Source organism: Bradyrhizobium diversitatis, from assembly GCF_016031635.1.
GTDB classification, from domain to species: Bacteria; Pseudomonadota; Alphaproteobacteria; order Rhizobiales; family Xanthobacteraceae; genus Bradyrhizobium; species Bradyrhizobium diversitatis.
The window spans coordinates 15,060-37,952 of sequence record NZ_JACEGD010000043.1; the positions used below are offsets into that span (position 1 = coordinate 15,060).

Here is a 22,893-nt window from a genome sequence, read left to right on the forward strand (position 1 = left end):
CTCATCGGGAACATCCAATCTTGATCCAGAGGCGAGAGCTCAAGTTCGACATCGAGCGCATCGGTACGGTCTCGGCGATCCTGACTCAGCCGGGCCGTGCCCGCGCCTGTTACGTGCTGGCGCACGGTGCGGGCGCCGATATGCGGCACTCCTTCATGGAGAAGGTCGCAGAAGGTCTCGCGAGCCGCGGCATCGCGACCTTCCGCTTCAATTTCCCGTACATGGAAAAGAAGCAGGGGCGCCCGGACCAGCCCGCGGTCGCGCACGCCGCCATCCGCGCGGCGGTCGAGGAGGCGGCGCGACTGTGCCCCGGGCTAAAGCTCGTCGCCGGCGGAAAGTCGTTCGGCGGGCGCATGACCTCGCAGGCGCAGTCCAAGGCTGCATTGCCTGATGTCAAAGGGCTCGCCTTCCTCGGCTTCCCCCTGCATGCCGACAAGAAACCGTCGAGCGAGCGCGCCGAGCATCTCGCCGGCATCGTAATCCCCATGCTGTTCCTGCAAGGCACGCGCGATGGCCTTGCCGATCTCGGTCACCTCAAGCCCGTGATCGAGAGGCTCGGCGCGAGGGCAACGCTGCATGAAATCGCAGGCGGCGATCACTCCTTCGCGGTCCTGAGAAAGTCGGGCCGCAGCAACGACGAAGCGCTGACGGAAGTGCTGGACGTGCTTGCGGCCTGGATCGACGAGCTCGCCTGAGCTTCACGCCGCATAAAGCCCCTTGTCGCGCGCCTTCTGAATCGCCAGCGCGGCGATCAGGTCGAGCGTCGGCGTCGACAGGCCGGCGGTGCGCGCGAAGGCTTGGGGCGCCCTTACCAGTACGTCGATCTCCATGGCGCGGCCAAGCTCGTAGTCCTGGAGCAGCGACGGCTTGTGGTTGGGGGCGGGGCCGCTGCGGGTCACGCGCTTGACCTCGGGAATGAAGTGCTGGGCGATCTCGTTGGCCTCGTTGAGCATGCGCGGAATCACCTCCGCGAAGGCGGGGTCGTCGCGCACGCCGCGCGCGGTCTGGCCGGTGAGCAGGCACAGCACCGAGAGCGACATGTTGGTCAGCAGCTTTGACCAGATCGCTTCGCGGATCTCGGCCACCGGCGGCGATTCCAGCCTGGCATCGTTGAGGACGTTGCGGAGCCTCGTGATGCGCTCGCAATTGCGATCGTCGCATTCGCCGATCAAGACGCGATTGCGGTCCGGCGTCAGGTTCTGCACCACACCCGGCGCGGTCACTTCGTTCGAGGAGAAGATCACGCCGCCGATGATCCGCTCTTTCGGGATGCAGGCGCGCAAGCGTCCGCCGGGATCGAGGAAGGAAATGTCCGGCGGCGTCGGGTGCCGCGGCGGCAGGCCGATGCCATACCACCAGGGAATGCCGTTCTGCGCGAACACGATCGCGGTGTCGTCCTGGAGCAACGGCTTGATGCTGCCGACCAGCCCCGGAAGCGCGGTGGCCTTCAGCGTCGAGATCACGACATCCTGCGGGCCGAGCTGGGCCGGATCGCCGGATGCGTTCACCCTGGCGCCGACCTCGGAATCGCCGACGCGCAGCTTGAGCCCGCCTGCGCGAGCCGCCTCCAGATGCGCCCCCCGCATGACGCACGAGACCTCGTGGCCGGCGCGCGCCAGCCGGACCGCAATGTGGCTGCCGACGGCGCCCGCGCCGAAAATGCAGATGCGCATGATGAGTCCTGTCCCTTGATGCCGCCCCGGCGCCAGCATGACACAAGCCGCCATGCGATGGGCGCGGCCGCCCCACGCCGGAAAGCTATGGATCAAGCGACGCGGCCTCGGCCATAGTGCGGGGCAAACAAACGACCGGAGGGACCGCCGATGACTGCAAACCCCGTGCTATGGGCCCTCGATGAGCGTGGGGTCGCGACCGTCACGTTGAACCGGCCGGAGGTCAACAACGCCTATGACGGCGCGCTGATCGCGGGCGTGCTCGCGGCCATGGACGATCTCGGCAGAAAGCCGGCGTTGCGCGTCGTCGTGCTCAGGGGCAACGGCAGGCATTTCCAGGCCGGCGCCGACCTCAAATGGATCAACGGCGTGCGGCCGCAATCGGCTGAAGCGAACGAAGCGGCGTCGCGGGCCACCTTCGAGGCGGTGCAACGGCTCAACACGCTGCCGATCCCGACCGTCGCGTTGGTGCAGGGCGGCTGCTTTGGCGGCGGCACCGGCGTGATCGCGGCCTGCGATGTCGTGATCGCCGCGGACAACGCCCTGTTCTCGATCACCGAAGTGCGCTGGGGCCTGACCGCGGCGATCATCATCCCGCAGCTCTGCGACGCCATCGGCGTCCGGCAGGTGCGCCGCTACGCGCTGACCGGCGAGCGCTTCGGTGCCGAGGACGCCCGTCGCATCGGCCTCGTCCACGAGGTGGTGCCGCTCGCCGATCTCGAGGCCGCAGGCAGCAAGGTGGTCGAGCAACTGCTCGCCAACGGGCCCGAGGCGATGGCCGAGACCAAGAAGCTCGCGCTGGAGAGCTCGTTCGGCGGCATGGCGGTGGACGATGCCGCTTACACCCGGCTCGTGCAACTGCACTCGCTCAAGCGCCAGAGTGCGGAGGCGGCGGAGGGGCTGGCATCGTTCGCGGAGAAGCGCGCGGCGAATTGGAACGGCGGCTAGGCCGCCCGCTCTTTCGTCTGAAGCGACTGACGAGCTTTCATGAGCGCAAAACCCAGCAGATTGAGCCCGGGCCAAGCATGCGGGTCTCCGGCTCGCTTGTCGTCGGCGGCAAGACCAATTCCCCAAATGCTGTCGACGGGACTGGCTTCCACAAGGACGGTCTCGCCGGTCGCGAGCAGCCAGTCTCTGAGTTCGGGATTTTGGCCGAACTTCGCCAGATTCCCGCGCACTGCCACATCGAAGCGATGAGCGATCCAGCGCTCATCGTCGTAGTTTTTCACCAATCGACCGAGCTTTTTCGCCTGCGATGGAGCAGGTGCAGCAAGGATGGCGTCGAGGGTGTCTCGATCCCCAAAGAGTTCGGCTTTCTGCGCCATCATGTAGTGTTCGGCCGTTGCATAGGCCTGGCCATCAATGATGAACGTCGCTGGCCACCACTGGCTGAGCACGTGCTTGTCGACCCTGTGATCCTTGGGCGTGTGTCCCCAGAAGAAAAGAAACTCCGCAACCCATCCAGAGCTGACGGCACTCTTCAGTGCGTCCAACCCGTCGATTTCCATTCATCCTCTCCTTCCATCATCATGGTACGCTCAGCAGCCGCGGCAGATGTTGTTGATGCTGCGGTAGACTGCGTCGTCATCCTGCCGCAGCTGGCGCATCGTTTCGAGTGTCTTGCTCTCGTCCGCCGCAGGTGCAGGTTTGCGCTTTGTAGCCAGCTCTTCCTCCTGACGCTTGTAGCAGGCCTCGCGATCAGGCTTGGCCTGGATGAAGCGGCAGTTCTGCTCGAGGGCTGCGGCGGGTGTGGTTGAGAGCGCGAGGACGACGACGGCGGGCAGGGCATGTTTCAAGAGCATCGAATCCGTTCGTTGAGATGAGCGCGGCACATGTAGCCCGGATGAGCGAAGCGACATCCGGGAATGCAGCGGGCGGTCCCGCATATCGCTTCGCTCATGCGGGCTACGGCCTCCGCCTACATGGTGTACCTTCTCTCAGGTCCATTCTGCGAGAGCAACCGCCATCTTGTGACACCTTCGCGACGCAGCCTACAGCGACCGCGCCAGTAACGTTTTCAGGAGGGTGAGCAGCGCCTGCACCGCGGCGGCATTGCGCCGCCGCTCGGGAATCGCGGCCTTCACCCACAATTCGGGAATCGGAAAGTCGCGCAGCACCGGCTTGAGCGTGCCGTCGCGTAATGAGTCCGCGACGAGATAATGCGAGAGCAGCGCGATCCCGTTGCCAGCGATGGCGCTGCGCGCCAATACATGGCCCTCGTTGGACGACAGCAGCGGGCTGACCTGGACGCTGATGCGGCCGCGCGGTCCGTCGAAGACCCATTCGGGGCCGGTCGGCATGAAACTGAGGCAGCGATGCTCGACGAGGTCGCGCGGATGTTTTGGTGTGCCGTGCTTCTTCAGGTAAGCCGGCGAGGCGCAGAGCAGCCGCTTCAGCGGGCACAATGGCTCGTCGATGACGCCGCCGAAGGAATGCGGGAAGGCGCCGATGGCGATGTCAAAACCTTCGGCCACAGGATCGACCGGACGATCGATCAGCACGATCTCGAGTTTTAGCCGCGGGTTCTGGGTCTGGAAGGCGCTGAAGGCATCGGCGAGGCGCGCCACGGTCAACGAGGTCGGCGCCTTGATGCGCAGGTGATCGACGAGGTCGTGGCCCTTCTCGCCCATGCGCGAGAGCAGGTCGGTGGCGTCGGCCACGACGCCACGCGCGCGATGCACATAGCGCTGCCCGGCTTCGGTGAGCCGCAATTGCCGCGTCGAACGATGAAACAGCGGCGTGCCGATTCGGGCCTCCAGTTGCGTGACGCGCTTGGCGACGACCGAGGTCGAAACATTGAGCTTTCGTGCAGCGGCGGAGAAGCCGGCCGCATCCGCGGTGGCGAGGAAGGCCTGAAGGTTCACCAGGATGTCCATATCCACCTTTCTCGATTCGCGAAAGCTGATCGCGTATTTTGGTAGATTGTAGCTTGCTGCGCGTTAATTCATAGTCGCCCTCAAGCAAGAGATTTCGGGAGCGGACGCGCCATGCGGGCCACGATGATCGAAGAGCCGGCACGACAAGTGCCGCTCTATGGCGAATACGAAGTTGTCGTGCTCGGCGGCGGACCGGCCGGCATCGTGGCGGCAGCGTCAGCGGCGCGCGCGGGACGGAAGACGCTGCTGATCGAGCGTTACGGCTTCCTCGGCGGCATGGGCACCGCGGCCGGCGTCACCAATTTCTGCGGCCTGCATGGCAATGTCCATGGCGAGCACCGGCGGCTGGTGCAGGGCATGGCGTCGGATCTGTTGGCGCGGATTGATCGGCTGAACGGCCTCAACACGCCGCATCTGATCCTCGGCAAGGTCTTCGCGCAGGCCTATGACACCGCCGCGTACAAGATCGCCGCTGACCAGCTTCTCGCCAGTCACAAGGTGCACATCCTCTTTCATGCGCTCGGTGCCGGCGTCGTGATGGGCGATGACCGCCGCGTTGACGCTCTGCTGGTGGAGACCAAGGGCGGCCGGCAGGCGGTGCGATCAGAAATCTTCATCGACTGCTCGGGCGATGGCGATCTCGCCGTGTGGGCCGGCGCGCCGTTCGAGATCGGCGACGAGCAGGGGCATCCGCTCTATCCCTCGATGATGCTCCGCCTCAACGGCATCGATCCCGGGAAGGCGGGCGAGGCCTGGCGGACCATCCCGCAACTGATGGAGAAGGCGCTCGCGGCCGGCACGCACACATTCCCGCGCAAGAGCGCCATCGTGCGGCCGCAAAAATCCGGCATCGAATGGCGCGTGAACTTTACGCAGGTTGCGCGCGAGGACGGCCACGCCATCAACGGCATCGAGCCCGACGATCTCACCCGCGGTGAGATCGAGGGCCGCAAGCAGGCGCTCGCCGCGTTCGAATTCCTGCGCAGCACCGTACCGGGCTTTGAAAAATCCTACATCGTCGACCTGCCGCCGCAGCTCGGCATCCGCGAGACCCGCCGCATCGAGGGCGGTTATCAGCTCAGCGGCGAGGACGTGCTCGGCTGCGCCTCGTTCGAGGATTCGATTGGCGTTAACGGCTGGCCGATCGAGGCCCATGTTCCCGGCGACGTCGTCTTCACATTTCCGCCAATTCCGGAATCGCGCGGCTACAATGAGCTGCCCTACCGGATGCTGGTGCCCCAGGGCGTCGACAATCTCCTGGTCGCCGGCCGTTGTGCCTCGATGACACATGAAGGCCAGTCGGCGGCGCGTGTCTCCGGTGCCTGTTTCGTGATGGGCGAGGCTGCCGGTTCCGCCGCCGCGCTGGCGCTCTCCGGAAACCGAATCCCGCGTGACATCCCCATTGAAAAGCTGCAGGAAACGTTGAAGCAACAGGGCGCCTTCATCGGGCGGGACCAGGCCGTCTCCGAAGGGCTGTAGCGGACTGCAGGACAGCGGCGGCGGAGGAAATTGAATGATCGGGATGGCGCGGCTCGCGATAGCGGGCCTGGTGGCGATCATGGCGATGGGCACGGCGCGGGCCGAGGATGTGCTGAAGGCCAGGATCGGCGTGCTCCGCCTGTCCTCCTCCGCGCCCGTTTTCATCGCGCAGGACAAGGGCTATTTCCGCGACGCCGGCCTGGAGGTCGAGCTGAAATTCTTCGACGCGGCGCAGCCGATCGCGGTAGCGACGACCTCGGGCGATGTCGATTTCGGCGTCACCGCCTTCACCGCGGGCCTCTACAATCTCGCCGGCAAGGGCGTGCTGAAGGTGATCGGCGGCATGAGCCGTGAGAAGCCCGGCTATCCCCTGATCGGCTATTTCGCCAGCAACAACGCCTATGCCGCCGGGCTGAAGACGCCGAAGGACCTCGCCGGCAAGCGCGTGGCGGTAACCCAGGTCGGATCGAGCTTTCACTATTCGCTCGGCCTGCTCGCCGATAAATACGGCTTCAAGCTCTCTGAGGTGAAGATCGTTCCGCTGCAATCGCTGTCGAATGCGGCGGCTGCGCTGAAGGGCGAGACTGTCGACGCCGCGCTGCTTCCGATCTCCACGGCGCGAAAGCTGATGGACGAGGGCGGCGCGAAGTTCCTGGGCTGGGTCGGCGACGAGACGCCGTGGCAGCTGGGGGCGGTGTTCGCCTCGCCGAAGACGCTGGCCAGCAAGACGCTGGTGACGAAGCTGCTCGGCGCGCTCGCCAAGGCCGATCGCGAATATCACTATGTCATCCTTGCCGCGATGAAGGACGGTGTCGCCCCGATCAACGAGCAGACAAAGCCGCTGCTGGAGATCATCGCCAAGTACACCAATTTGCCGGTCGAGCAGGTGGTCGGCAATTGCGCCTATGTCGATCCCGACGGCAAGCTGGACGTCAAGAATGTCGACAACCAGATCAAATGGCTCCAGGAGCAGGGCTTTGCCGACAAGGGTTTTGACGTGAATGCGATCATCGCCAAGGACTATGTGAGGGCGGATTGATCGATGCGAGCACGTCTCTCTCCCCGTCATCCTGAGGTGCGAGCAGCGCAGTGCATCGGCTCGACTTGCGGCGCGCCGCAAGTCGAGCACCTCAGGATGACGGAGATAGAGTGAGAGGACGCAGCTCATGGACCTGATTGCCAACCACATCTCCCATCGCTTCGGCGATCTCGCCGTGCTCGACGACGTCTCCTTCACCGTCAGCGCCGGCGAGGTGGTGGCGATCGTGGGGCCATCGGGATGCGGCAAGAGCACGCTGCTGTCGATCCTGGGCGGCCTCTTGCTGCCGACCTCCGGCGCGGCGGAGCTGCGCGGGGCGCCGCCGGCGGACAGTCTCAATCCGCTGACCTTCGTGTTCCAGGATTTTGCGCTGCTGCCCTGGGCCACGGTGGAGGAGAACGTCGAATTCCCGCTGCTGCATGCCCAGCTTGGCGCTGCGCAACGCCGTGCGCTGGTCGAGGACGCGCTGCGCCGCACCGGCCTGACCGATTTCCGCACCACCTATCCAAAGCAGCTCTCCGGCGGCATGCGCCAGCGCGTCGGCATCTCACGCGCGCTTGCGGTGAGACCTGCGATCCTGCTGATGGACGAGCCGCTCTCGGCGCTGGATTCGCAGACCCGCGAGCTCCTCATGGAAGACTTTGTCCGCCTGCTCGCCGATGGCGGCATGGGCGCGGTCTACGTCACCCACAATCTCGAGGAAGCCGCACGGCTTGCCGACCGCATCGTGGTGCTGTCGCGGCGGCCGGGACGCATCCGCGAGGTCGTAACCGTGCCGATGACGCGCGCGGCCCGCGGCGAAATTGCTGCGCGTGAACGGCTGCTCGCGCTTCAGAACCAGATCTGGTCGCTGATCCGCAACGAGGCGATCGATGCCGAGCGCGAGGTCCAGCATGCTTGACCGCGCGCCGGCGGAGATTGCGAAGGACACTGCGACGCGCCGCGTCCGCTTCCGCGGCGCGGGCTTCGTGCCGGACTCGAGCCGCCACGGCGGTTGGATCGCGCTCGCCCTCGTCATCGCGATCTGGCAGGTCGCGGGCAGCGACGGCCTCGTCAATCCGTTGTTTCTGCCGCCGCCTTCCGCCATCGCCCGCGCGATCTACCAACTCGCGGTGTCGGGCGCGCTCTGGCAGCACGTCTCGGCCTCGCTGCTGCGCATCGGCGTCGGCTGGCTGCTCGGCACCGCGGCCGGTGTCGCCGTCGGCTTTGCCATCGGCCTGTCGCGGCTGGCGCGTAGCGTCGGCATCACCTTCATCTCGGCGCTGTTCCCGATTCCCAAGATCGCGCTGTTGCCGCTGTTGATCCTCTGGCTCGGCATCGGCGAAGAGCCGAAGATCGCGACCATTGCGCTCGGCGTCTTCTTCTCGACTGCGATCTCGGTCTATAGCGGCGTCGATGCGGTACCGCGCAACCTCATCCGCATGGCGCAGAGCTTCAACGTTCCATTTGCCACCATCGTGCGCAAGGTGATCTGGCCGGGCGCGCTGCCCGCGATCCTCGCCGGCTTCCGCATCACCGCCTCCGTGGCGCTGCTGCTCGTCGTCAGCGCCGAGATGATCGGCGCGCAATACGGCATCGGCGCCTTCGTGCTGCAGGCCGGAAATCTGATGCAGACCGATCAGCTGCTCGCGGGCGTGGTGATCCTGTCGGTGTTCGGGCTCGCAGTCGGCAAGGTGATCGGCTGGCTGGAGACGCGGCTGTTGCACTGGCGATAGCTACCGTCACAACCGTCGTCCCGGGCAAGCGCAAGCGCAGACCCGGGACCCATAACCACAGGCAATCGTGATTAAGGGGACTCGGAGTTATTCGCTTGGCGCCCTCATTACTCCCTATGGCTATGGATCCCGGATCGGCGCGCGCTTAGGGCGCGCTTGTCCGGGACGACACCGGGTATTGCTCAATACCCGCCTCACGCGTTCCCGCGATCTTCCCTGAACAAATCCAGCTTCTGCTGCACGGGCCGGTCCGAGAAGCTGAACAGCACGGCGTCGTCGTCGGCCTCGTGCGTCACCCAGTGCCAGCTCGGCACCACGAACAGATCGCGCGGGCCCCACTCGAAAACGGCATCGCCGATCCGGCTGCAGCCCTTGCCTTCGATCGGGCAGAACACCGTCGCGTCGGTCGCGCGATAGCGCGCGGTCTTGAATCCCCTGGGCAACAGCTGAATGAAGGTGCCGATGGTCGGCATGGCGAAATCGCCGGTCTCGGGGTTGCTGAACTTCAGCTTGAGCCCGTGACAGGCGTCCCACTCCTGGCTCGCGCGGGCCTTCTCCAGCGCCTCGCGGGTGTAGGCATAGGGATAGCTGAAGATCGGCGAGGTCTTCGAGCTCCGCTTCAAATCGACCGGCAAGAGGTTGTGGCCGTAGCGCGCAAAGCTGTCGCCGGCAGGTTTCGTGATCTTCTGCTGGTCTTCCTTCGATCCTTCCGCGAAGGAGCAGTCGAAGAACTGCACCAAGGGGATATCGAGGCCGTCGAGCCAGAACATCGGCTGGTCGGTCTCGTTGGAATGATCGTGCCAGGTCATGGACGGCGTGATGATGAAATCGCCGGGCTCCATCGCGGTGCGTTCGCCATCGACGGCGGTGTGGGCGCCCTTGCCTTCGAGCACGAAGCGCAGCGCGGACTGGCTGTGCCGGTGCGCAGGGGCGACGTCGCCGGGCACCACCATCTGCACCCCCGCGTAGAGCGAGGTCGTGATCTTGGATTGGCCGCGCAACCCCGGGTTCTCCAGCACCAGCACGCGCCGCTCGGCTTCCTTGGCGGTGATGAGCTTGCCGGCCTCCGTCATGTAATCGCGGATGACGTCGAACTTCCAAAGGTGCGGCCGGCAGGCGCTCTTCGGCTCCGGCGTGATCAGGTCGCTCATCACCGTCCACAGCGCGGTGAGATTCTCGCCGTCGATCTTCTTGTAGAACGCCTCGCGTTCCGGCGTCTTGGTCACGGCTTCCATGGTTGCTGCTCCCGATCGTTTGTTGATTGACAGTATACTGACGATCTGGCTAGCGTCAACGTGACGGATGACATACAAGGTCGTCATTCCGGGGCGACGGGACCGCGCAAACGCGCGGCCCGGAGAGCCCGGAATCCATAACCACGATCGGGAGTATGGATTCCGGGCTCTCGCTGCGCGAGCCCCGGAATGACAGAAATAACAGGGAGGCCCAATGAAGCTGCACGGCTATTTCCGCTCCAGCGCCGCCTATCGGGTGCGGATCGCGCTGAACCTCAAGGGGCTCGGCGCCGAGCATCTGCCGCATCATCTTCGCAAGGGCGAACAATGCGCGCCCGCTTATCTGGCCATCAACCCGCAGGGCCTGGTGCCGGCGCTGGAGGATGATGCGGGTACGGTGCTGACCCAATCGGTCGCCATCATCGAATGGCTCGACGAGACCCACCCCAATCCGCCGCTGCTGCCGAAGGATCCGCTTCGCCGCGCCAGCCTGGGTCAATCGCGAGGGCCTGTCAGCCTGCGAGACCCTGATCCGAGACGAGAAGGGGCCGTTCTGCTTCGGAAATGCGCCGACGCTGGCCGATCTCTGCCTCGTACCGCAGCTTACCAATGCGCGCCGCTTCGGCGTCGACGTCCCCGCCTATCCGCGCCTGCTCGAAGCCGAGGCTGCCGCCAAGGCGCTGCCCGCCTTCGCCGACGCCGCACCGGAGAAGCAGCCCGATGCCGAGTAAGCCTGCCGCTCCGATCACCATGGACGCGGTCTATGCCGCGCCGGGCTATCTGTTCCGGCGCATGCAGCAGATCGCGGTCTCGATCTTCATGGAGGAGTGCAAGGCGTTCGATCTCACCCCGGTGCAATATGCCGCTTTGGTCGCGATCCATACCCATCCCGGCATCGACGCGACGCGGCTGTCGGCGGTGATCGCCTTCGACCGCTCTACGCTCGGCAGCGTGATCGAGCGGCTTCAAGCCAAGGGCTATATCGAGCGCAAGCCGGCGCCGGAAGACAGGCGGATCAAGTTGCTCCACCTGACAAAATCGGGCGGCGCGATCCTGCGCGACATCATCCCCGCCGTCGAACGCGCCCAGGCGCGGATGCTGGAGCCGCTGAAGCCCGCCGACCGCAAGGCGCTGATGGGGCTGTTGGTGCAGCTCGTCGATCTCAACAACGAGGCCTCGCGCGTGCCGCTGCGGGCGGAGGATGCACTGGAGCATCTGGGGAAGAGCGGCTGAGGGGATGTGAGTGAGCGGGTCTCCGCTCGCGCCTCATTCATCGCCGTCGTCCCGGATCGGCGCGCGCTTAAGGCGCGCTTGTCCGGGACGACAGCGAATGTGTGGCGGCGCCGTCGCCTCACATCCGCAGCAATGCCTGCCGCTCGATCTTGCCCGTGCCCGTCTTCGGCGGCTCGTCGATGAAGATCACCTCGCGCGGATATTTGTAGGGAAGCAGCTCTCCGCTCGCGCCTCATTCATCGCCGTCGTCCCGGACAAGCGGAGCGCAGATCCGGGACCCATTACCACAGGAAGGAGTTGGGCGCGAGCAGATAACTCCGCGTCCCCGTAACCACGTTCGCCTGTGGCTATGGGTCCCGGATCGGCGCGCGCTTAAGGCGCGCTTGTCCGGGACGACACCGAATGTGGGCAGCATCCTCGCCTCAGATCCGCAGCAATGCCTGCCGGTCGATCTTGCCCGTGCCCGTCTTCGGCAACTCGTCGATGAAGATCACCTCGCGCGGATATTTGTAGGGCAAGAGCTTGCCCTTCACATAGTCCTGCAGCCTGCGCGTCGCCTCACCCTGGTCGACGGCGCGGTTGTTCATCACCACGACTGCCTTCAGCGTCATGCGCCGGTCCGGCAGTTCGGCAGCGAACACCGCGCATTCGCGAATGTCGGGGTGGTCGGCCAGACACAGCTCGACTTCGAGCGGATAGACCCACTGGCCTGAGATCTTGATGAGATCGTCGGCGCGGCCGCGGAAGAAGTGGAAGCCGTCGGCATCGCGGATGAAGCGGTCGCCGGTGTAGATCCAGCCGCCCTCGCGAATCGTTTCCGCGGACTTGTCCGGCCGGTTCCAGTACAGCGGCGTGTTGGAATCGCCGCGCACCCACAGGATGCCTTCCTCGCCGTCGCCGACCTCGTTCCCGTCCTTGTCGCGCAGGGCAACCTCGTAGCCGGGCACGCGCAGGCCGGCGGCGCCGAGCTTCTTCTGCTCGGGCCTGTTGGAGAGATAGATGTGCAGCACCTCGGTCGAGCCGAGGCCTTCGACGATTTCGAGCCCCGTGAGCGTCTTCCAGCCGTTGAAGACCTCCGCCGAGAGCACCTCGGCGGCGGAGAGCGCCATGCGCAGCGACGAGAAGTCCGTCCTGTCCGCGCCGTCGGCCTTGGTCAGCGATGTATAAAGCGTCGGCAGGCCGAAGAAGAGCGTCGGCTTGTATCGCGCGATCGCCGCGAAGATCGACGCAGGCTTGGGTTGGCCCGGCAACAGCAGCGTCGCGGCGCCGGCCGAGAACGGGAAGGTGACGGAGTTGCCGAAGCCGTAGGCAAAGAAGATCTTCGGCACCGAGAAGCAGATGTCGTCAGGCGTCAGCTTCAGCACGTTCTGCGCAAAGGCGGCATCGCTATAGGCCATGTCGTGCTGCAGATGCACGATGCCCTTGGGCCTGCCGGTCGAGCCGGAGGAGTACATCCAGAACGCCATCTCGTTGCGATGCGTGTCGGCTTCGGCGAGATCAGCCGGGAATTGCGCGAGCCAGTCCGCTGCCGCCAGCGCCGCAGGCGCGGCATGCTCGCCCGCTGCCCCATTGACGACGATCAGCGTATGGAGCGTCGTATCCTTGCACGCCTCCGCGTTGAAGCGCGCCGCGAACTCGGCATCCGCGACCGCGACAGCCGCGCCGGAATCGGCCAGATAGAATTGCAGGAGGTCCGGCGGCGTCAACGTGTTGATCAGGAGCGGCACGAAGCCGGCCCGCACCGCGCCGAAGAAGGCGGCCGGGTAGGCCGGCGTGTCGTCGAGGAACAGGAGCACGCGATCGCCGCGCTTCAGGCCAAGCGAGGCAAGACCGTTGCCCCAGCGGCAGGCTTCGCCGCACAGCTCGGCATAGGTCCGCGTGCCTGCCGGGCCCATGAGCGCGATCTTGTCGCCGCGGCCCTTGCCGAGATTGTCGAACAGCACGCGGCTGGCATTGTAGATTTCAGGAACGGCAAAGCCGATTTCGCGTGCGCCCGGGCTGTCCGCGGGCACCTGGTCGCGGATCTCGTCGCTCATGCCGCATCCCCGCCGTTCTTGGCCGCCTCGTAGCGGGCCATGAAGGCCGGCGACATCGCGCGCAGCCGCGAATCGTCGATGCGGCCGGAGCGGGTGATGTAGCTGTAGGCGAAGTCCATCAGGGGAAGCTTCATGTGTTCGGCGAAGTGCTCGTACCAGAACGCGCTCGTGCGCGCGGCATCGACGAGCTTCTGCACGATGGGCTTGCGAACGGCCTGATAGCGATGCAGCGCGGTCGCAAGATGCGCATCCGACTCCAGCGCCTTGACCAGCGCGATCGCGTCCTCGATCGCGAGCCGCGTGCCCGAGCCGATCGAGAAATGTGCCGAATGCAGGGCGTCGCCGAGCAGCACCATGTTCTTGAACGACCAGTGCTCGTTCCAGACCCAGGGAAAGTTGCGCCAGACCGATTTGTTGGAGACGAGGCAGTGGCCGCCAAGCGTGTCGGCGAAGACCTCCTCGCAGACACCCTTGGACTGCTCGACGTCCTTGTAGGCGAAGCCATAGGCCTGCCAGGTTGCGTGATCGCATTCGACCAGGAACGTGCTCATGCCCGGCGAATAGCGGTAGTGATGGGCGTTGAAGGCACCGCGGTCGGTCTTCACGAAGGTCTGCGACAGCGTGTCGAAGCGTTTCGAGGTGCCGTACCAGACGAACTTGTTGGAGGAGTAGGACAGCGACGTCCCGAAATCGCCTTCGAAGGCGCGGCGGACCAGCGAGTTCAGGCCATCAGCGGCGACGATCAGATCGTGGCCGTTGAGCTGGTCGATGCCCTGGATCGGCGTGTCGAAGCGCGGCGTGGCGCCGACATCGAGCGCACGCTGCTGCAGGAACCTGAGCAGCTCGAGGCGCCCGATCGAGGAGAAGCCGACCCCGTCGATGGCGACGCTGTCGCCGTGCAGGTTCAGCGTGATGTTCTCCCAGCTCTCCATATGCGGGGCGATCGCATCGACCGTCTCGGGGTCGTCGGCTCGCAGGAATTCCAGCGCCTGGTCGGAGAACACGACGCCAAAGCCCCAGGTCGCGTCGGCCGGGTTCTGTTCGAACAGGTCGACCTGATCCTCGGGATGACGCTTGTTCCAAAGATAGGCGAAGTAGAGCCCACCGGGCCCCCCGCCAATCACGGCGATCCGCAACGTCTGCCTCCCTGATTGACAGTATACTTACTATCTAGGGATAGACTAATGTGCTCCGGCGCTCGGCGCCAGCGGAATTATCGGCAAGGCCGGCACGCGAAAGCTCGCCTTCGAACACCCGTTTCGCCGGTGTCCGAAACCTCAGGTGCGAACCATAGCCAAACCGGGGCGAATTGGCCACCGGGGGCGTCAGACGCAGCGCTTCACATAGACCCCGTTCACCAGCACCCTGGTGCAACGGACCGCGGGCACGGGCTTGCGGACCACGACGGCCGCGTTCGGACCGGCGCAGCCGGCGCGATACACGCCGCGGGCGCATACCACCGCATTGGCATCGGTGGCCTCGAACGTCATGGTCGCGGCGAAGGCGAAGAGAGCAGAACCAACGAGCAGCAATGAACGCATGTTGTCCTCCCGATCTTGTCGTTATCGAAATGGTGCTTGCAAAAGGCTTGTCGTTGCGGGCGTGCAGCAGCTCATTTTCGCACGCCGACCATCATCGCCGCGCGGCGCGCCGCCTCATCGTGCCGCGAACGGGGCGAGCACGTCCTTGCACGCGGGCGACAGCGAGGCGGCCCTGTTGGAAATGCATTGTATGATGCGGCCGCCGCCGGGCGCGACACCGGCGCAGAGCGTGCGGATGTCGGCGCCGCAGGCGGACCTCACGATGAACAGCTCCTCTCGCGGCAGCAAGGGGCGCAAGACGATGACGGCTGGCGCGGCCGTTGCCGCCGCTGCAGCCGGCGTTGTGCCCGCAGGCGCTGTCGTTGCTGCTGCGCCGCCGCCGGCTGCGGCGCTCACGGCCTTCTCGCAGGCCGGCGAGACCTTGGCCTTGTTCTTCTCCAGGCATTCGAGCGCCGCCGCGCCGCCCGGCGTCACGCTGGCGCAGACCTTGGAATAGTCGGCGCGGCACGCGCTCTTGACGGCCGCAACCTGCGCGCTGCTGGGCTGCTTGGCGGCAGCGGCCTTCGGCGTCGGTGCAGCGGCGGGCTGCGCTGCGGGCGCGGGCTCAGCCTTGGACGCAGCAGGCGGCGCCGTTTCCACCTTGGGAGCGGCTTCCTTGGGCGCAGCCTCGGTCTTCGGCGCGGCGGGCGCGGCTTCGGTCTTCGGAGCCGCAGCGGGCTCGACGGCGCGAACCGCGGTCTGGCATCCCGATGACAGGCTGGACATGTTTTTCGCCAGGCATTGAAACGCTTCCGTGCCGCCGGGCGTCACGCTCGCGCAGTGCGCGATGAAATCCGAGCGGCAAGCGGAGCGAATGGCGCTCTTCTGGGCCTCGGTCGGCGCTTGCGCGGCTGCCGATGTCGCGGCTGCAAGGAGTGCCGCCGCCAGCAGCGCCTTGCGCCGCGATGCATGCTTCAACGTGTTGAACATCTGAATGATTTCCTGCCCGTCGGGTGAGCCGAGGATTCTTGAAATGTAATGTAATCGCAATCGTCGCGAGTAACGCCTCGCAAGGCAGCATCATTCGCCGCTTTGACCTCACCCGCAAGTCAATTGTGCCAGCGCCGACCGCGTCTCAGAGCCTGACCATGCGCTTGCCGCGGTTCTCGCCCGCGAGCAGCCCGATCAGCGCCTTCGGTGTGTTCTCGAAGCCGTCGATGATGTCCTCCTGCACGCTCAGCTTGCCGGACTTGACCCACCTCTGGAGGTCGGCGAGCGCACGCTGGCTCTCCTTCATGTAGTCCATCACGATGAAGCCCTGCATGACGAGCCGCTTCACCACGATCAGCCCGGGCACGCCGCGCGGGCCGTGCGCGGCAGGAGCGCCGTCATACTGCGAGATCGCGCCGCAGCAGGCGATGCGGCCGTAATTGTTCATCTGTGGCAGGCAGGCTTCGAGGATGTCGCCGCCGACATTGTCGAAATAGACGTCGATGCCCTTCGGCGCCGCTGCGCGCAGCGCCTTGAACACCGCGCCGTCCTTGTAGTCCACCGCGGCATCGAAGCCGAGCTCGGAGGTCAGCCATCTGCACTTGTCCGCGCCGCCGGCGATGCCGATGACGCGGCATCCCTTGATCTTCGCGATCTGTCCGACGATCGAGCCGACCGAGCCCGCAGCGGCGGAGACCACGACCGTCTCGCCTTCCCTGGGCTTGCCGATCTCCAGCAGGCCGAAATAGGCGGTGAGGCCCGCGATGCCGAACACGCTGAGCAGGTGCGTCATCGGCTCGAGCTTGGGCATCTTGGTGAGATGCTTGGCCGGCACCGCGGCAAATTCCTGCCAGCCGGTGTCGCCAAACACGATGTCGCCAGGCGCAAGATCCGGCGCCTTCGAGCTGACGACCTCGGCGATGGAACCGCCGGCCATCACGCTGTTGGCCTCGACCGCGGAACGATAGGTCGCGCCGTGCATCCAGGCGCGGTTGGCGGCATCGAGCGAGATGTAGCGCACGCGCAGCAACGCCTCGCCGTCCTTCGGCTCCGGCATTGTGCCCTCGACCATCTTGAAATGCTCGGGGCCGAGCTTGCCGCTGGGCTTCTCCACCAGCAGAATCTGGCGATTAACGTTGCCGTTCATGGCGTTCCCCTCTTTGATTCCTTGACGACCATTAATGCAGCCGCCGCGAACAAGACCTGCAGGCCGCATTTGCTGTGCGCGGCTCAAGGCTAGAGCGCTGCGTTCCATTTCACAACTGGAACATCCGCTCATCTTCCCCGAACACCCGGTCCAGCGCCGCGTCATATGTTGCCTGCACCAATTCCGGATGCAGCTTGCCCAGCGCTTCCATCATCACGCCGGAATTGATCTCGAGCACTTTCCATTCGCCGTCGACACGCACCACGTCGATCGACGCGAAGACGATGCCGATGGCGCTCGCGGCATCGGCCGCGAGCTTCACGCAAGCCGTTCGAACCTCGCCGTCCTCCAGCAGCACGGGTTTTGCGGTGGCATCGAGATTGTGCCGCCAATCCGAGCCACGCTGCTTGCTGTAGACGACGAGGGGCAGATCGCCGAGTTGCACGACACGGACCTCGTCCTCGATCGCCAGATAGGGCGAGATCGCAAGTCCGGCGCTCATCGAGAAAACGTCGTCAACCGCGTGATCGAGTTCCGCCTCGGTCGACACCTTGAACACCGACCGTCCCGACGTTCCCTCGTTCGGCTTCACCACCACGCCTTGCGGATGGTCGCGAAGCAGTTCGAGCATGGCATCGCGCCAGGTGGGGCCAACGACATTCCTGCCGAGCCTCGGGTTGAGGAATAGCCGATGGGGAACGCATGGCACACCGGCCATCTCCAGCGCCTCGGCGGTGGCCGATTTGTCGTTGGCGAGGCGGTGGGCGATGGCGCTGTTGAGGCCGATGTCATAGCCGAAGGCGAGGTGGCGCCTGTCGTCCCGGCGCATCGCGATCAGCCAGCCGCCGGGGCGGACATCGACCGTGATCCCGTGCTGGGCGCAATAGCGCCTGATCGCCTGGACGAAGATCCGCTCGCCGTCTGCCATCTGCTCCCGTCGCTCTTCAGTCGCCCCTGCGCCAAAAGCCGCAAAAATGCGGGAATCGGCGCCACACCGGGGTAAAAATCAGAGCTATTCTTAATGAAATTCTCGCGAGCGCGACGGAAATTAAGTGCTGCCATCGAGCCCCACAGGGAAAAGAAATTGCCTGCCTCCCGCCGCCGGCAGCAGATTCATTGATGATCTGACCAGTTCTGCTGCAAATGCCGGTTTGACCGGCATCAATTGCATCCGAAACGAGGTTGATTATTGGTCTCAATGGCGTAGATCACACACGCGAAATCCTCCGCCATGGCAGATGGTGCCCGCCCAGCGTCAGGGGCCGGGCAGTGCTTTTGCCCTAAAACCGCAGTTATTCGGAATATCGAAAATCATGAGCGCGTTTTACCGAGAGAAGGTTCTTTCCGTCCACCACTGGACCGACACGCTGTTCAGCTTCCGCGCCACCCGCGATACCGGCTTCCGCTTCCAGAACGGCCAGTTCGCCATGATCGGCCTCGAGGTCGACGGCCGTCCGCTGCTGCGCGCCTACAGCATGGCGAGCGCCAACCACGAGGAAGAACTCGAGTTCTTCTCGATCAAGGTTCAGGACGGCCCGCTCACCTCGCGCCTCCAGAAGATCAAGGAAGGCGACACCATCCTGGTCGGCCGCAAGGCGACCGGCACTCTGATCACCGACAATTTGCTTCCCGGCAAGCGGCTGATGCTGCTCTCGACCGGCACGGGCCTCGCGCCCTTCGCGAGCCTGATCAAGGATCCCGAGGTCTACGACCAGTTCGAGTCGATCGTCCTGGTGCACGGCTGCCGCCAGGTCTCCGAGCTCGCCTATGGCGAGAAGCTCGTCGCGACCTTGCGCGAGGATGAGCTGTTCGGCGAGCTGCTCGCGGACAAGCTCGTCTATTATCCGACCGTGACCCGTGAGCCGTTCAAGAACCGCGGCCGCATCACCGACCTCATCAGCTCCGAGCAGATCTTCAACGACATCGGCCAGGGCCCGCTCGATATCGAGACCGATCGCATCATGATGTGCGGCAGCCCGGCGATGCTCGAAGAGCTCAAGGCGATGTTCGAGAGCCGCGACTTCGTCGAGGGAAGCGGCAACAAGCCTGGCCATTTCGTGATCGAGAAGGCCTTCGTCGAGCGGTAAGCTCTGTCGAGGAAGTGGCGTGATCGCGCGCCACACCCAACTCGTCGTCCCGGACAAGCGCGCCTAAGCGCGCGTAGATCCGGGACCCATAACCACAGGCCGTGATTATGCGACGAGTCGGAGCGGACAGCTTTCCCAGCCCCAAAATCTCGTGGTTATGGATCCCGGGTCTGCGCTGACGCTTGCCCGGGACGACGGCTGAGCTTGTGGATCCAGTCTGGCCCGCTCGCGGCCTCCTAGGAGCCTTGCGGCCTGCGGTCTCTTCCCCCAACCCTTCTGTTGCGGTGCAGCAGCCCGCGATCGAGGCTGATTGATTTGTCTCCGCCGAATTCGCTAGCCTGAAACAAGGGCCACGTCATATCCGTATGACAGGCGCAGGCGTATCGTACCGCCTTCTGCTGGCGAGAGGATGGGAATCGTGGCCGACGACAACAAGACGCGGGAATCGCCCGAACACTCATCCCCCAAACGCCTGCCGCTGGCGGAAGAAGGGATCATGGAAACCCTGCTGCTGCCCTTCTCGCCGCGCTACATCGTGCTGACGATTTGCGCGGTGGTCACCGCTCTCCTGATCGGCATCGGCCTCGCGGATCGCAAGATCTTCGACATCATGCTGGTCCCGATCCTGATCTTCGGCGCGCTGACGCTGCTCGGTGTCCGCGATCTCCTGCAGAAGAGCCACGCGGTGCTGCGCAATTACCCGATCTCCGCGCATATCCGCTTCCTGCTGGAAGAAATCCGGCCCGAGATGCGGCAATATTTCTTCGAGAGCGAGAAGGACGGCATGCCGTTCTCGCGCGACACCCGCGCGGTGGTCTATCAGCGCGCCAAGATGGAGCTCGACAAGCGTCCCTTCGGCACGCAGGAGGACGTCTACCGCGACGGCTACGAGTGGATGCATCACTCGGTCGCGCCGAAGACGCATGCCACGGAGAAATTCCGCATCACCATCGGCGGCCCCGATTGCACCAAGCCCTATTCGGCTTCGGTGTTCAACATTTCGGCGATGAGCTTTGGCGCGCTCAGCCCGAACGCGGTGCGGGCGCTGAATGCCGGCGCCAGGAAGGGCGGCTTCGCGCACGACACCGGCGAGGGCGGTGTCAGCCCCTATCACCGCGAGATGGGCGGCGACATCATCTGGGAGATCGGCTCGGGCTATTTCGGCTGCCGTCGTCTCGACGGCACGTTTGATCCCGAGGCGTTCGCGCGCGTCGCCGGCGACGACCAGATCAAGATGGTCGAGCTCAAGATCAGCCAGGGCGCCAAGCCCGGCCATGGCGGCGTGCTGCCGGCGGCCAAGGTCTCTGAGGAGATCTCCAAGATCCGCGGCGTCGCCATGGGCGAGGATTGCATCTCGCCGGCCTCGCACCGCGTCTTCTCCACGCCTGTGGGCATGATGCAGTTCATCGCCGAGATGCGCCGCCTGTCCGGCGGCAAGCCGGCCGGCTTCAAGCTGTGCATCGGCCATCCCTGGGAGTTTCTGGCGATCTGCAAGGCGATGATCGAGACCGGCATCTACCCTGATTTCATCGTCGTCGACGGCAATGAGGGCGGCACCGGCGCCGCACCGCTGGAGTTTATGGATCATCTGGGCATGCCGATGCGCGAGGGCGTCAACTTCGTCCACAATGCGCTGGTCGGCATCAACGCGCGCGATCGCATCAAGATCGGCGCCTCCGGCAAGATCGCGACCGCGTTCGACATGGCGCGCGCCATGGCGATCGGCGCCGACTGGTGCAATTCGGCGCGCGGATTCATGTTCTCGCTCGGCTGCATCCAGTCGCTGAGCTGCCACACCGACCGCTGCCCGACCGGGGTTGCGACGCAGGACCCGACGCGGGCGCGCGCGCTCTATGTGCCGCTCAAGATCGACCGCGTACAAAATTACCATCATGCGACGCTGCACTCGCTGACGGAGCTCATTGCCGCCGCCGGCCTCGAACATCCGCAGCAGCTGCGCCCGATTCACTTCAGCCAGCGGACGTCGACGACCCAGGTGCAATCCTTTGCGCAGCTCTATCCGGCACTGCGCCCGGGCGAGCTGCTCGAAGGTACGGAAGACCCGCGCTTCCGCGACGCCTGGCGCATGGCGCGCGCCGAGACGTTCCAGCCGGCGCTGTAGAATTCTGGTCGCGTAATTTCATCGCGATCGCGGCTGGTGCGGATCGGGGTGAGGTTCGGGTGACGCTCGCTGTGTGACGCGCGCTCGAGCCACAACTCAGCTGTCGTCCCGGACAAGCACCAGCGCAGATCCGGGATCCATACCGCGTGATCTGGCGTGCGGCTGGTGGCAGTACCGAACTGCGGGTCTTCGCCAAACCCCTCCCTGTGGTTATGGGTCCTGGATCGGCGCGCGCTTGAGGCGCGCTTGTCCGGGACGACAGCTTGCTATTGCTCAATTCACCCCGTCTCGACCTCACTCAACCGGCTCGCCAGGATCTTGTCGATCCTCCGCCCGTCGAGATCGACCACCTCGATGTGCCAGCCGCGGAAATCGAAGGCGTCGCCGGGGCTGGGGAGCGCGTTGAACTGTTGCAGCACCAGCCCCGCCACCGTGTTGTAGCGGTGCGGCGGCAGTTCGACGCCGAGCAGCTCGCCGAATTCGTCGGCCGGCATCCAGCCGGAGATCAGGAGCGAATCGTCGGCGCGCCTGACATAGGCCGGTTCCGGCGGCCCCGCCTCGGAATGGAAGGCGCCGACGATCGACTCGAGGATGTCGGTGGCGGTCACCACGCCTTCGAAGGCACCGTATTCGTCGTAGACGAAGCCGACGTGAACCGGAGCCGCTTTCAGGATGGTCAGCACGTCGCGCGCATCGGCCGACACCGGGATGCCGGGTGCCTCGCGCACGAGCGCGCGCAGATCCGGCGTGCGTTCGTTCATATAGGCCACCAGCAGGTCCTTGGCCTGGAGCACGCCGATCGGCTTGTCGCGGTCGCCGTCGGAAACGGGAAAGCGCGAATGCGGGCTGCCCGCAATGATCTCCTGGATGGTGGCGGGATCGTCGTTCAGGTCGATCTCGTCGACCTCCGTGCGCGGCGTCATGACGGCGCCGACAGGACGATCGCCGAGCCGCATCACGCCCGCGATCATCTCCTTCTCGCCCGGCTCGAGCACGCCCGCGCTCTCGGCCTCGCTGACGAGGTGATGGATCTCGTCCTCCGACACCTTCTCCTCGGCCTTGCCGCCGCGGCCGAGCAGCGTGAGGATCAGCCTTCCGGAGACGTCGAGCAGAAAGACGAGCGGCAGCGATATCTTCGCCAAGACATGCATCGCCGGCGCGACGCGGACCGCGATGCTTTCGGGATCGCGCAGCGCCACCTGCTTCGGCACCAGCTCGCCGACGATGAGGGTGGCGTAGGTGATGAGCGTGACCACGATGCCGACGCCGACGATGTCGGCAATGCCCTTGGAGAGGCCGAGCTCGAGCAGCCATTGCGTCAGCCGCTGCCCGAGCGTCGCGCCCGAGAACGCGCCGGAGAGCACACCGACCAGCGTGATCCCGATCTGCACCGTCGACAGGAACTTGCCGGGATCGGCGGCCAGCGTCAGCGCCCGCTCGGCGCCGCGCACGCCCTTGGCCGCGAGCAGCGACAGCCGCGCCGGACGCGACGAGACCACGGCCAGCTCGGACATGGAGAGCAGGCCGTTGATGACGATCAGGATGACGACGATGACGAGTTCGAGCGAGAGCATTGACCTTCCGGAGGTAAGCAAGTGTGGCGCAGATGACAGCGCAAGCCATCGATATAGGTATTCGGTGAGGAGATGCTGGCGATTCCGCGCATTCGAGCACTGAAGGAACTGGCGTCCGGCAGTGTTCCCGAGGCCTCCGCGACGACCTGACACTCCGCGGAACTACG

The 22,893-nt window shown here is 65.2% G+C and carries 21 protein-coding genes and 1 pseudogene; 10 read left to right on the forward strand and 12 right to left on the reverse strand.

The genetic code is table 11. The features are described from left to right. Positions 1 to 20: 20 nt before the first annotated feature. Positions 21 to 695: an alpha/beta hydrolase family protein gene (locus H1B27_RS33740; RefSeq protein WP_246515873.1), complete on the forward strand. Its 675-nt coding sequence runs from the start codon at positions 21 to 23 to the stop codon at positions 693 to 695. Positions 696 to 698: 3 nt separating this feature from the next. On the opposite strand, the gene H1B27_RS33745 is transcribed toward H1B27_RS33740, so the two are convergent. After that, positions 699 to 1,673, reverse strand: a complete 975-nt coding sequence (locus tag H1B27_RS33745) for a ketopantoate reductase family protein (protein ID WP_197969006.1) — start codon at positions 1,671 to 1,673, stop codon at positions 699 to 701. 150 nt (positions 1,674 to 1,823) lie between these two features. On the opposite strand from H1B27_RS33745, the gene H1B27_RS33750 reads away from it, so the two are divergent. After that, complete coding sequence (locus H1B27_RS33750; protein WP_061882567.1) at positions 1,824 to 2,621, forward strand: enoyl-CoA hydratase-related protein; 798 nt, start codon at positions 1,824 to 1,826, stop codon at positions 2,619 to 2,621. Here H1B27_RS33750 and ybiA read toward each other — a convergent pair. The 3 genes from ybiA to H1B27_RS33765 form a co-directional block, all read right to left on the reverse strand. Further along, positions 2,618 to 3,181, reverse strand: a complete 564-nt coding sequence (gene ybiA, locus H1B27_RS33755; protein ID WP_197969007.1) for a riboflavin biosynthesis intermediates N-glycosidase — start codon at positions 3,179 to 3,181, stop codon at positions 2,618 to 2,620. The genes H1B27_RS33750 and ybiA overlap by 4 nt on opposite strands. A gap of 30 nt (positions 3,182 to 3,211) precedes the next feature. After that, a complete protein-coding gene (locus H1B27_RS33760) occupies positions 3,212 to 3,475 on the reverse strand; it encodes a hypothetical protein (protein ID WP_131872531.1) in 264 nt (87 codons plus the stop codon). A gap of 189 nt (positions 3,476 to 3,664) precedes the next feature. Further along, the gene (locus H1B27_RS33765) at positions 3,665 to 4,549 is read right to left on the reverse strand and encodes a LysR family transcriptional regulator (protein WP_197969008.1); all 885 of its coding nucleotides are present in this window, start codon (positions 4,547 to 4,549) and stop codon (positions 3,665 to 3,667) included. Between the two features lie 111 nt (positions 4,550 to 4,660). On the opposite strand from H1B27_RS33765, the gene H1B27_RS33770 reads away from it, so the two are divergent. The 4 genes from H1B27_RS33770 (at position 4,661) to H1B27_RS33785 (ending at position 8,782) form a co-directional block, all read left to right on the forward strand. Continuing rightward, positions 4,661 to 6,028, forward strand: a complete 1,368-nt coding sequence (locus H1B27_RS33770; protein WP_197969009.1) for an FAD-dependent oxidoreductase — start codon at positions 4,661 to 4,663, stop codon at positions 6,026 to 6,028. 34 nt (positions 6,029 to 6,062) lie between these two features. Beyond that, positions 6,063 to 7,067, forward strand: coding sequence for an ABC transporter substrate-binding protein (locus H1B27_RS33775; protein ID WP_197969010.1), 1,005 nt, complete (start codon positions 6,063 to 6,065; stop codon positions 7,065 to 7,067). 127 nt (positions 7,068 to 7,194) lie between these two features. After that, positions 7,195 to 7,968, forward strand: a complete 774-nt coding sequence (locus H1B27_RS33780) for an ABC transporter ATP-binding protein (protein ID WP_197969011.1) — start codon at positions 7,195 to 7,197, stop codon at positions 7,966 to 7,968. Further along, positions 7,961 to 8,782 (forward strand): ABC transporter permease, encoded by an 822-nt coding sequence (locus tag H1B27_RS33785; protein ID WP_197969012.1) that lies wholly within the window; start codon positions 7,961 to 7,963, stop codon positions 8,780 to 8,782. The genes H1B27_RS33780 and H1B27_RS33785 overlap by 8 nt, the downstream gene beginning before the upstream one ends. 194 nt (positions 8,783 to 8,976) lie before the next feature. On the opposite strand, the gene gtdA is transcribed toward H1B27_RS33785, so the two are convergent. Next, entirely contained in the window at positions 8,977 to 10,017 is a 1,041-nt protein-coding gene (gene gtdA / locus H1B27_RS33790; RefSeq protein ID WP_197969013.1) for a gentisate 1,2-dioxygenase, read from the reverse strand. Between the two features lie 214 nt (positions 10,018 to 10,231). Here gtdA and H1B27_RS33795 point away from each other — a divergent pair. Continuing rightward, positions 10,232 to 10,748, forward strand: a pseudogene (locus H1B27_RS33795) (glutathione S-transferase N-terminal domain-containing protein). Then, positions 10,738 to 11,250 carry a MarR family winged helix-turn-helix transcriptional regulator gene (locus tag H1B27_RS33800; RefSeq protein WP_197969014.1) on the forward strand — a complete coding sequence of 171 codons (513 nt, stop codon included), beginning with the start codon at positions 10,738 to 10,740 and terminating at the stop codon, positions 11,248 to 11,250. The pseudogene H1B27_RS33795 and the gene H1B27_RS33800 overlap by 11 nt, the downstream one beginning before the upstream one ends. Positions 11,251 to 11,672: 422 nt before the next feature. Here the strand turns inward: H1B27_RS33800 and H1B27_RS33805 are convergent, their stop codons facing one another. The 6 genes from H1B27_RS33805 to H1B27_RS33830 form a co-directional block, all read right to left on the reverse strand. Then, positions 11,673 to 13,286: a benzoate-CoA ligase family protein gene (locus H1B27_RS33805; protein WP_197969015.1), complete on the reverse strand. Its 1,614-nt coding sequence runs from the start codon at positions 13,284 to 13,286 to the stop codon at positions 11,673 to 11,675. Further along, positions 13,283 to 14,422 carry an FAD-dependent monooxygenase gene (locus H1B27_RS33810; RefSeq protein WP_197969016.1) on the reverse strand — a complete coding sequence of 380 codons (1,140 nt, stop codon included), beginning with the start codon at positions 14,420 to 14,422 and terminating at the stop codon, positions 13,283 to 13,285. Before H1B27_RS33810 ends, H1B27_RS33805 begins: the two co-directional genes overlap by 4 nt. Before the next feature lie 189 nt (positions 14,423 to 14,611). After that, positions 14,612 to 14,827, reverse strand: coding sequence for a hypothetical protein (locus tag H1B27_RS33815; protein WP_131872512.1), 216 nt, complete (start codon positions 14,825 to 14,827; stop codon positions 14,612 to 14,614). Between the two features lie 114 nt (positions 14,828 to 14,941). Then, a complete protein-coding gene (locus H1B27_RS33820; RefSeq protein WP_197969017.1) occupies positions 14,942 to 15,796 on the reverse strand; it encodes a hypothetical protein in 855 nt (284 codons plus the stop codon). A 145-nt stretch (positions 15,797 to 15,941) separates the two neighbouring features. Further along, on the reverse strand, positions 15,942 to 16,943 hold the full coding sequence (locus tag H1B27_RS33825) for an NADP-dependent oxidoreductase (protein ID WP_197969018.1): 1,002 nt from the start codon (positions 16,941 to 16,943) through the stop codon (positions 15,942 to 15,944). Positions 16,944 to 17,052: 109 nt separating this feature from the next. Then, the gene (locus tag H1B27_RS33830; protein WP_197969019.1) at positions 17,053 to 17,871 is read right to left on the reverse strand and encodes an ATP-grasp domain-containing protein; all 819 of its coding nucleotides are present in this window, start codon (positions 17,869 to 17,871) and stop codon (positions 17,053 to 17,055) included. Positions 17,872 to 18,256: 385 nt separating this feature from the next. Here H1B27_RS33830 and H1B27_RS33835 point away from each other — a divergent pair, with 385 nt between their 5' ends. Further along, complete coding sequence (locus H1B27_RS33835) at positions 18,257 to 19,030, forward strand: ferredoxin--NADP reductase (protein WP_194391116.1); 774 nt, start codon at positions 18,257 to 18,259, stop codon at positions 19,028 to 19,030. Between the two features lie 409 nt (positions 19,031 to 19,439). Next, entirely contained in the window at positions 19,440 to 21,152 is a 1,713-nt protein-coding gene (locus tag H1B27_RS33840; protein WP_197969020.1) for an FMN-binding glutamate synthase family protein, read from the forward strand. Between the two features lie 278 nt (positions 21,153 to 21,430). Here H1B27_RS33840 and H1B27_RS33845 read toward each other — a convergent pair whose 3' ends face one another. Then, positions 21,431 to 22,726 (reverse strand): hemolysin family protein, encoded by a 1,296-nt coding sequence (locus H1B27_RS33845; RefSeq protein ID WP_197969021.1) that lies wholly within the window; start codon positions 22,724 to 22,726, stop codon positions 21,431 to 21,433. Positions 22,727 to 22,893: the final 167 nt, after the last annotated feature.